The sequence below is a fragment of the Enterococcus sp. E4-223 genome, assembly GCF_035727065.1.
In the GTDB taxonomy this organism is placed as follows: Bacteria; Bacillota; Bacilli; order Lactobacillales; family Enterococcaceae; genus Enterococcus_B; species Enterococcus_B faecium.
In genome coordinates this window covers 271895-281564 of the sequence record NZ_JAPMLH010000003.1, presented here as the reverse complement: position 1 = coordinate 281564, position 9670 = coordinate 271895, and the positions used below count along the sequence as shown (strand labels likewise).

Genomic DNA, 9670 nt, shown 5'->3' with positions numbered 1-9670 from the left:
ACCCGAAAGCGCCTTTCAAATCAAAACCATGCGGTTTTGATTGTTATACGGTATTAGCACCTGTTTCCAAGTGTTATCCCCTTCTGATGGGCAGGTTACCCACGTGTTACTCACCCGTTCGCCACTCTTCTTTTTCCGGTGGAGCAAGCTCCGGTGGAAAAAGAAGCGTTCGACTTGCATGTATTAGGCACGCCGCCAGCGTTCGTCCTGAGCCAGGATCAAACTCTCATAAAAAGTTCGAACAATCTTGCGATTGTTAAGCTCAATTTGTTTGCTAGCATATTGCTTGCTTGTTAAAAATGTTTGTTGTCTTGAATTGAATCAAGACGCCCTACACATTTGGTTTGTCTTACTTTGTTCAGTTTTCAAAGGTCTAATCTTTTTGTTTCAACAACTCTTTAATCTTATCAGATTCAGAAGAGAATGTCAACAACTTCTTTGTTTATTTTTTCTAAACGTCTTTGTCACTCATTAGCAGCGACTTGATTATCATATCATCTTTATTGTTATTTGTCAATAACTTTTTCGAAGTTTTTTTCGATAAAATCAAGCTTTATTAGCTATCTCATCCAAACGACTTCGTTATTATAACATGACACCAAAAGTGCGTCAACCCTATTTTTTATAATTTTTAGCGACACCTTAAAGGAATCATTTAGAACAAATAATAATATAGCAATCTCTTTATAAAATTGCAATAGAAAATTCCCTATTTTTATTTATTATTTTTAAACACGAATATTACAGCATTTTATTGTTTTTTCGTTCATCTAAAAGCTACTTACATTTAATTAACGGATGTTATTCTATTTAATTGTTCGCTAGTTTTTTTTATAATGACATCCCTGAATTTCTCACTTGCTTGTATTTTGTACCTTATTCTTTGTTGGATATATAAAAAAACAAGTAAAGCACATGCTTTACTTGTCTTCTGCCTTTGCGATAGGAATAAAGATTCTAAAAATTGTCCCTTGCCCTACTACACTTTCTGCTAAGATACGTCCTTTATAGTTTTCAACCAGTTGTTTAGCGATAGACAACCCCAGACCATTTCCACCCTTCGTTCTAGCTCTTGCTTTATCCACTCGATAAAAACGATTGAAGATCTTATTAAGGTCTTCTTTGGGTATTCCTTCGCCAAAGTCCTGAATCGCGATCTCAAATTCATTCAGAGTGGAAGAAATAGAGATATGGACTTCTTTTCGTGTAGTTGAATACTTTACTGCGTTATCCAATATGATAATGATTAATTGTTCAAAGTGATTACGATAAATTTGCAGGGTCACTTCTTTTGTCAAATCATCATCTAAAGTGATCACATAGTCTGGATATAATATCTTGAAATTATTATAAACTTGATAGGTGACTTCTTTTCCTTTAGTTGTTTCATTCGCATAATGAACATCTACTTGTTCTGCTCTTGATAAGTCTAGCATCTCTTGAACTAAGCTTTTCATACGGCTGATTTCTTGCATGCTGGCGCTTAATGATTCTTCTAATATCTCAGGATCATCTTTCCCCCAACGATTTAGCAGACTAAGATGCCCTTCAATAATTGCAACAGGTGTCCTTAACTCATGAGATACGTCTTCCACGAATTGCTCTTGTTGTTCAATATACAAACGCATACGGTCAAGCATCTCATTGAATATTTCAGCTAAATCTGCCAATTCATCATTTGTGTCGATTTCAGGCATGTGGATATCTGATTGCGGATCTTTACGTATAGTATCCATTGTATCTCTGAGTACCTTGAGTGGTTTTAAGAAATAAGAAGATAAAAAGAAACCTAAAATACTACTTAAGATCAAAGAAACAACTTCTAAAACAATAAGAGTCAATAATAGCTTATTTCGAATATCATAGAAAGAAGATAATTCATAGAAGCTTTGCGCATAGCCGATCTTTTCTCTTGTACCTTTAGAATATATAGGCTGGATAGATAAAAAGCCAGTTTTTCCTTCTAGTGTAACGATCGTTGGAACTTTACGTGTAGTCTGAATCAGGTTTCGACTGTTTTCATGGGTTTTAAAAATCAAGTTCTCGTCCAAATCATAAACATAAAGATCCATTGATGGCTGCCCTAGCTCAGCTATAAAGGAATCGATCTTCATTAAGTTCCCTTCGACCAGTGAAGTATGATCTACGACCTCATCTCCGTCATTTGTCGCTTTCGTCAGATTACGATACGTATTTACTAATGTCAGTTCTTCATCCGAGTTAGCCAAACGAGAAGCTACTTCTGAAATCGTACGCTCTACATTGTTTCTTTCTTTTGCCACAATCAGATTGATAGATGATTTATAGGTAATGACAGCGAAAATTGTAAACACAACGAATATGAAGAAAGAACTCGCAAAGGCCCACTTGATTGTCAAGGAGGGCCCTTTCAGTTCTCTTTTTTCCGATTTTTTCGGCTTTATCACGAGCGCATCACATAACCTGTTCCGCGTACAGTTTGGATATAGCTTTCCTCCCCGGGAACGTCAATTTTGTTGCGAAGATAACGAATATATACGTCCACTACGTTTGTTTCAACTTCTGTTTCGTATCCCCACACTTTATTTAGTAAAACGTCACGTGCTAATACCACGTTCACGTTTTCCATTAAAGTAAGCAGCAACTCGTATTCTCTTTTTGTTAGTTCAATTACTTCATTTCCGCGACGTACGACACGGTTTTCTTTTTCGATAGTCAAATCGCGATAAGTAATAGTAGTTTGTTTAGCCACATTTTTATCGCCTTCAATATCGATTCGACGCAACAATGCACGAAGACGTGCTAATAATTCTTCGATAGCAAATGGTTTGACGATGTAGTCATCTGCTCCGTGGTCAAGTCCAGATACACGATCGATCACAGAATCTCTTGCAGTCATCATAATGATTGGTGTATTTTTGACTTGGCGTACACGTCTGCAGACTTCTAAACCGTTCAATTCTGGGAGCATCAGATCCAACAATATGGCATCCCACTCATTATTTAATGCCGCATCTAAACCAGTTCGGCCGTTGTAGTGGACTTCTGTGTTATACCCTTCATGCTTCAACTCTAGCTCGACAAATCGTGCCAAGTTCTTTTCATCTTCAACGATTAGAATATTGCTCATTTATTATTTTATCCTTTCTATTCTACTGGCTTTTTAAAAACTCTATCATTATACCGATAATATGCTTAAAAATCTATAGTCATTTTATCATGGATAGCAATTTTAAAAAAGAGCTGAAGTCTACTCATAACAATCGACTTCAGCTCTTTCGTCCTCTTTTTATTTTCTCATTTCCTAACAGCCGAAAGACTATTATTCTTCATGGTACCATGAGTAATGGAAGATTCCTTCTTTGTCGACACGTTCATAGGTATGTGCGCCAAAGTAATCGCGTTGGGCTTGGATTATATTTGCAGGCAGACGTTCTGCTCTGTATGAATCGAAGTAAGCGATGGCTGATGAGAAAGTCGGTACAGGTACGCCAGCTTGGACAGCCAAGGCAACGACGTCTCTGACTGATTGCTGATATTTTTTCGTGATTTCAACGAAGTAATCATCTAGCAATAAATTTTCGATCTCAGGATTTTTGTCATAGGCATCCGTAATTTTTTGCAAGAATCGAGCTCGGATGATACATCCAGCGCGCCAGATTTTTGCGATTTCACCAAATGGCAAGTCCCAGTCAAATTCTTTTGAAGCGACACGTAATTGAGCAAATCCTTGGGCATAACTCATGATTTTACTGAAATACAACGCTTCTCGGATTTTTTCGACCAATTCTTTTTTGTCTCCCGTGAACTCAAAATCGTTCGTACGAGACAAAATTTTACTTGCTTGTACGCGTTCTTCTTTATAAGCAGAAATATAGCGGGCAAATACAGATTCAGTGATCAATGGAAGTGGCACACCTAAGTCAAGCGCGCTTTGGCTTGTCCATTTACCTGTTCCTTTATTCCCAGCTGCATCAAGGATCACATCTACTACTGGTTTACCTGTTCCTTCATCGTCTTTACGCGTCAGAATGTCAGCAGTGATTTCTATCAAATAGCTGTCTAATTCGCCTTGATTCCATTCTTTAAAGATATCAGCCATTTCTTCTACTGAAAGGTTTAAAATATTCTTCATTAAGTCATAAGATTCAGCAATCAACTGCATATCTCCATACTCAATACCGTTGTGTACCATTTTTACATAATGTCCGGCTCCATTTGGGCCAATATATGTGACACATGGTGCTCCGTCTTCTGCTTTTGCAGAAATTTGCTCTAAGATTGGTGCAACTAGCGCATAGGCTTCTTTTTGTCCACCAGGCATGATTGAAGGTCCTTTTAAAGCTCCTTCTTCACCACCAGAAACGCCTGTACCGATAAAGTTAATGCCAGAGTTGGCTAATTCTTCATTACGACGCATCGTATCTTTAAAGAATGTATTTCCTCCGTCAATCAAAATATCGCCTTTATCAAGGTGAGGAAGTAACTCTTGGATTGTTGCATCTGTTGCCGGTCCTGCTTTGACCATTAGCAAGATCCGACGTGGTTTCTCGATAGATTCTACAAATTCTTCGATTGTATATGTTGCTTTGAAATTTTTATCTGGGTGTTCTTCTACTACAGCGGTTGTTTTAGCCCCTGTACGATTGAATAAAGCCACTGAATAGCCGCGGCTTTCTATGTTCAAGGCTAGATTTTTACCCATAACGGCCATACCGACAACGCCGATTTGTTGTTTTGACATATGAACTCCTCCTACATACGGGATTTCTCCCTAATCTCTTACATTATAGCTTAACACGGCTACATTGCAAACTAAAGAACAACATATTTTTTATTTACCGACTACAAAAAAATAAACCTCAAGGCTCCATGGTTAGCCTTGAGGTTTTACATTTTCTAATTAAAATGTATTAAGCTTCTTTTGACATTACGTCCTTACCATCATAGTAACCACAATTTGCACATACGTGATGGCTTTTTTTCATTTCACCACAGTTTGGACATTCGTTTAACCCTTTGATTGTCAATTTGTAGTGTGTACGACGTTTTGCTTTTTTAGCTTTTGATGTTCTTCTAGCTGGTACTGCCATTTTGCTACACCTCCTTGTAAAGTCTTGTATCTAAATTAGACACAATATATTCCAATCTTACTTGTTATCGTCGTCTTTTGATTTAGAATCAAAAAGTTCAGATAGTTTTGCAAGACGAGGATCAATTTTATTCTCGGCTTCTTCCATTTTTCTGCGCTGGTATTCTTCTTCGGAAACAACTTCCCAATCATTGCCTTTTGGAAGTTCTGTTGCTGCTTCCTCTTCTTTTGTCAATACCCGCATTGGAATCGCCAATAAGATGTTGTCTTCAATCGACTCTGCTAAATTCAATAATGGACCTTCAATTAGCAAAATCTCATCCGCAGACATTTGTTCATCTCTACTTTGGAATTGTTCTTCTGTCATGAATACTTCGTCTACAGAAAAATCCATGGGCAGTTCAACAAGTTCTAGTGAACGTGTTGAAGGAACTGTCAAAGTCGTCTGCACAGTGTAATGAACGATATAGCCTTTCTTATCAACTGAGACCAAACCTTCGACTTCCACTGGCGCAACATCAAGTATTAAATTGTCTCGCTTCATGAGAGCGGCTTTCAAGTCGAGCGTCTCATGAAAAGTTAACGGTGTCTCCTGGTATTTTCTCAATTCCAATAAAGACCATTTCATTTTTCATCACTCCTAAGCAACAAAAGCAATTATACAGGGCAAAAAGCATGTTGTCAATGAAATTTTCTTGACACCTTGCTGTTCATAAAAAAACATAAAAATCTTTATTAGAAAGCCTCTGTTTGCTATCATCCTCAGAATCATTTACAATAATCATTATTCCATTAAAGGAGCGGATGATCTTCATGAACACGAAAGATATCGAATACTATGTCCAAATCGTCAAACAAAAAAATTTTACGAAAGTGGCTAATTATTTCCGTGTGAGCCAACCTACTATTACATATGCATTACAACGTCTTGAAAAAGAGTTTGACACCGTACTTATTACAAGAGATCGATCGCATCACGAATTAATCGTCACGCCTTCTGGAAAGCAGCTGTTTCTCCATGCACAAACCATTCTCCAAGAGATTTCTACTGCAAGAGCTGAAATCACTCAGTTGCAAAAGAAAAAGCTTCGTTTTGGCATGCCTCCTATTATCGGCAATGAATACTTTCCTAAACTGTCAAGTTACTTTATCAAGCATGAATTGATGAATCAAATTGAGATTACCGATGGAGGCTCTCGGGACTTATACGGGATGATCCGACAAGGGAGGATCGATTTAGCTGTATTAGGCTCAACACAGCCAATCGTGGATCAATATTTAGAAACAGAGTTACTTTTGGACAAACGTTTCATGATCGTCGTGCCACCTACACATCCTCTTTCCAAGCAGGATACTGTCTCTTTCAAAGATATAGCAGATGAACAGTTTGTACTATTGAACGAACATTATGTCCACCCCGCAGCATTCACTAAGCTTTCTAAACAAACACATACTCATCCAAAAGTTGTTTATCAAAGCAATGACTTGACGATTTTAAAGAGTATGGTCCGAGAAAATGTGGGTATCGGTTTTTTGGCAGAGATTGCTGTCCATCCTGAAGATCATTTAGTTTGCCTCCCTCTTTCAGATGAAGTTCAGCCTCGCTTCTTGATTTCATTGGCAAAACGAACACAGCAGATCGTCACGCCTCTTCAAGAACAAGTAGTCCAAGTTATCCATGAATTCGTTACAGCACAAAAAAACAGCTCTTCGTAAAAGAAGAGCTGTTTTTATTTTTTATTAAGCTAAATTAGATAGCTGTTGTTTCGCCACGGTAAACGATGCCGCGACGTGAATCAACGGTAATCAATTCACCTTCTGTAATTGTTGTTGTTGCGCCTTTAGCACCAACGATTACAGGAATATCTTGTGCAATTCCTACAACTGCAGCGTGAGAAGTCAATCCGCCTTCTTCAACGATAACAGCAGCTGCTTTTTCGATTGCAGGCATATATTCTTTGTCAGTTGATGGTACAACTAGAACCATTCCGTCTTTTGCTTTTTTTACAGCTTCTTCAGCAGATGAAGCAATAACTGCATTTGCAACGACAGATTTTTGTCCAACGCCTTGAGCTTCTAATAATTTAGAACCAATCATTTGAATTTTCATCACGTTAGTTGTTCCGCGTTCACCAACTGGTACACCAGCAGTGATCAAGATTAAATCGCCTTCTGATGCGAAACCTAATTCAACAGCTTTTTTAGCTGCTAGTTCGAACATTTCATCAGTTGTTGATGGTTTTTCAGCAACTGTTGGGTAAACGCCCCAGTTTAACATCAAACCACGTTTTGTGCGTTCGTCAAAAGTAACAGCCAAGATATCTGCATCTGGACGATATTTTGAAATCATTTTTGCAGTGTATCCTGATTCAGTTGCAGCAACGATTGTTTTCACGCCTAGATTTTTTGCAGCACGAGCTACAGATAAACCGATTGTTTCAGTTACATCTGTTTTATCGAATTCGTTCAATTGGAATGTACCTAATTCTGATAATGCATTTTCAGCTTCTTGGTCGATACGTGCCATTGTTGAAACAGCTTCAACTGGGTAGTCCCCGTTTGCAGATTCACCAGATAGCATTGTTGCATCTGTGCCATCAAATACAGCGTTAGCAACGTCAGAAGCTTCCGCACGTGTTGGACGTGGGTTTTCTTGCATTGATTCTAACATTTGTGTAGCAGTGATAACTGGGATACCAGCAGCATTACATTTTTTGATGATGCGTTTTTGAACCATTGGTACTAGTTCAGCTGGGATTTCAACACCCATATCTCCGCGGGCAATCATAACACCGTCAGAAACTTTGATGATTTCGTCAATGTTGTCGATACCTTCTTGAGATTCGATTTTAGGGAAGATTTGAACATGAGTCATGTCTTTTTCTTCTAAGATTTCGCGGATATCTAGAACGTCTTGTGCTTTACGTACAAAACTTGCAGCGATAAAGTCGATATCGTTGTCTAAACCAAAACGAATATCGTCAGCATCTTTTGGAGTAATACCTGGCAAACTAATAGAAACGCCTGGTGCATTTACCCCTTTACGTGATCCTAGCATACCTGCATTTTTAACTTCTACGACTAATTCACGGTTTGCTTCGTCTTTTTCAATGATTTGCATATCGATCAAACCATCATCAAATAAAATGTGTCCACCAACGTGAACATCGTCAAATAATCCTGGGTAAGTAACCGCGATTTTTTCTTTTGAACCTACATGTTCAGGATCCATAGAGATGCGTGTTTGATCTCCTACTTCAAATTTGATGTATCCTGCACGACCAAAATCAGCTTCTGTTGTGCCTTGAACAGTTGTACGGATTTCAGCTCCTTTTGTATCTAAAAGAATACCGACATCTTTTCCTGTCTTTTTAACTGCTTCACGGACCATAGTCATACGTGATAATTGTTCTTCATGGTCACCATGAGAAAAGTTAAAGCGGAAGACATTTGCCCCAGATTCAATCAATTGAGAAATAATTTCTACTGAGTTACTTGCTGGTCCTAATGTACTAACGATTTTGGTTTTTTTCATTTAAAAAACTCTCCCATTCAATTTTGTTTATTTAAAGCTGTACACAGCTTAAATAGCTTGGTTTCTTTCACTCTTAAAATGAAAGTGAATTATTTAGATCATATAGTGATAAGTCTGGTTTATGTTTGTTGTTTTCAAGTGTATCAATGATGTCAGACGCAACGATTTCGTTGTCATGGATACCGACACATAATCCACCTTTTCCTTCTTGAAGCAATTCGACAGCGTAAGCACCGAATTTACTTGCCAACACGCGGTCGCGTGCGCTTGGTGCTCCACCACGGACAACGTGTCCCAAGATAGATACACGTGTATGATAGTCGCCAAATTCTGAAAGTTTCTCAGCGAATTCATTTCCGCCCATTACACCTTCAGCCAAGATGATCAAGCAATGTTTCTTCCCGCGATCGCGGCCTTCTTGGATTTTTTTAGCAACTGAAGCCATATCAAAATCATGTTCTGGGATGATGATTTCATCCGCTCCGCCAGCCACACCTGACCATAAAGCGATGTCTCCTGCATTGCGTCCCATTACTTCGATAACGAATGTACGAACATGAGAAGTCGCTGTGTCACGAATACGGTCAATTGATTCTAGTACTGTATTGATTGCTGTATCAAAACCGATTGTGAAATCAGTCCCAGGAATATCATTATCGATTGTTCCAGGAATACCTACTGCTGGGAAACCGCGTTTTGTCAAAGCCATTGCGCCATGATAAGAGCCGTCTCCTCCGATAACCACTAGACCTTCGATTCCGAATTTTTTCAATTGTTCGATTCCTTTTAATTGACCTTCTTCAGTTGCAAATTCTGGATAACGTGCAGAATACAAGAATGTACCACCACGTTGGATCTTGTCACCTACATCTGCCACATCAAGACGACGAATATCTCCAGCAACTAAACCGGCAAAACCATAATTGATCCCGTATACTTCCAGTCCTTCGTAAATACCTTTACGAACAACGGCACGAACAGCTGCATTCATTCCAGGTGCGTCTCCGCCACTGGTCAAAATTCCGATGCGTTTCATAATAAACATTCACCTCATTAAAATACTT

8 protein-coding genes and 1 rRNA gene are annotated in these 9670 nt (G+C 38.5%); 1 reads left to right on the top strand and 8 read right to left on the bottom strand.

The genetic code is table 11. The features are described 5' to 3' along the window. From OS139_RS06525 to OS139_RS06500, 6 genes are all read right to left on the bottom strand, one after another. A 16S ribosomal RNA gene (locus tag OS139_RS06525) occupies positions 1-234 on the bottom strand; the annotation flags it as partial. Positions 235-920: 686 nt separating this feature from the next. After that, entirely contained in the window at positions 921-2426 is a 1506-nt protein-coding gene (locus OS139_RS06520) for a HAMP domain-containing sensor histidine kinase (RefSeq protein ID WP_002298265.1), read from the bottom strand. Next, positions 2423-3109 carry a response regulator transcription factor gene (locus OS139_RS06515; protein WP_002332033.1) on the bottom strand — a complete coding sequence of 229 codons (687 nt, stop codon included), beginning with the start codon at positions 3107-3109 and terminating at the stop codon, positions 2423-2425. Before OS139_RS06515 ends, OS139_RS06520 begins: the two co-directional genes overlap by 4 nt. Before the next feature lie 192 nt (positions 3110-3301). Beyond that, the gene (gene gndA, locus OS139_RS06510) at positions 3302-4723 is read right to left on the bottom strand and encodes an NADP-dependent phosphogluconate dehydrogenase (protein ID WP_002295350.1); all 1422 of its coding nucleotides are present in this window, start codon (positions 4721-4723) and stop codon (positions 3302-3304) included. A 169-nt stretch (positions 4724-4892) separates the two neighbouring features. Continuing rightward, a complete protein-coding gene (gene rpmF, locus OS139_RS06505; protein ID WP_002290970.1) occupies positions 4893-5072 on the bottom strand; it encodes a 50S ribosomal protein L32 in 180 nt (59 codons plus the stop codon). Positions 5073-5129: 57 nt separating this feature from the next. Continuing rightward, positions 5130-5699 (bottom strand): YceD family protein, encoded by a 570-nt coding sequence (locus tag OS139_RS06500; RefSeq protein ID WP_002332034.1) that lies wholly within the window; start codon positions 5697-5699, stop codon positions 5130-5132. Between the two features lie 185 nt (positions 5700-5884). Between OS139_RS06500 and OS139_RS06495 the strand changes: the two genes are divergently transcribed. Beyond that, positions 5885-6787: a LysR substrate-binding domain-containing protein gene (locus tag OS139_RS06495; RefSeq protein WP_002295354.1), complete on the top strand. Its 903-nt coding sequence runs from the start codon at positions 5885-5887 to the stop codon at positions 6785-6787. A gap of 34 nt (positions 6788-6821) precedes the next feature. On the opposite strand, the gene pyk is transcribed toward OS139_RS06495, so the two are convergent. Together pyk and pfkA are read right to left on the bottom strand one after the other, a co-directional pair. Next, positions 6822-8606: a pyruvate kinase gene (gene pyk, locus OS139_RS06490; RefSeq protein WP_002295355.1), complete on the bottom strand. Its 1785-nt coding sequence runs from the start codon at positions 8604-8606 to the stop codon at positions 6822-6824. A gap of 73 nt (positions 8607-8679) precedes the next feature. Further along, on the bottom strand, positions 8680-9642 hold the full coding sequence (gene pfkA / locus OS139_RS06485; RefSeq protein ID WP_002304759.1) for a 6-phosphofructokinase: 963 nt from the start codon (positions 9640-9642) through the stop codon (positions 8680-8682). Positions 9643-9670 lie beyond the last annotated feature (28 nt).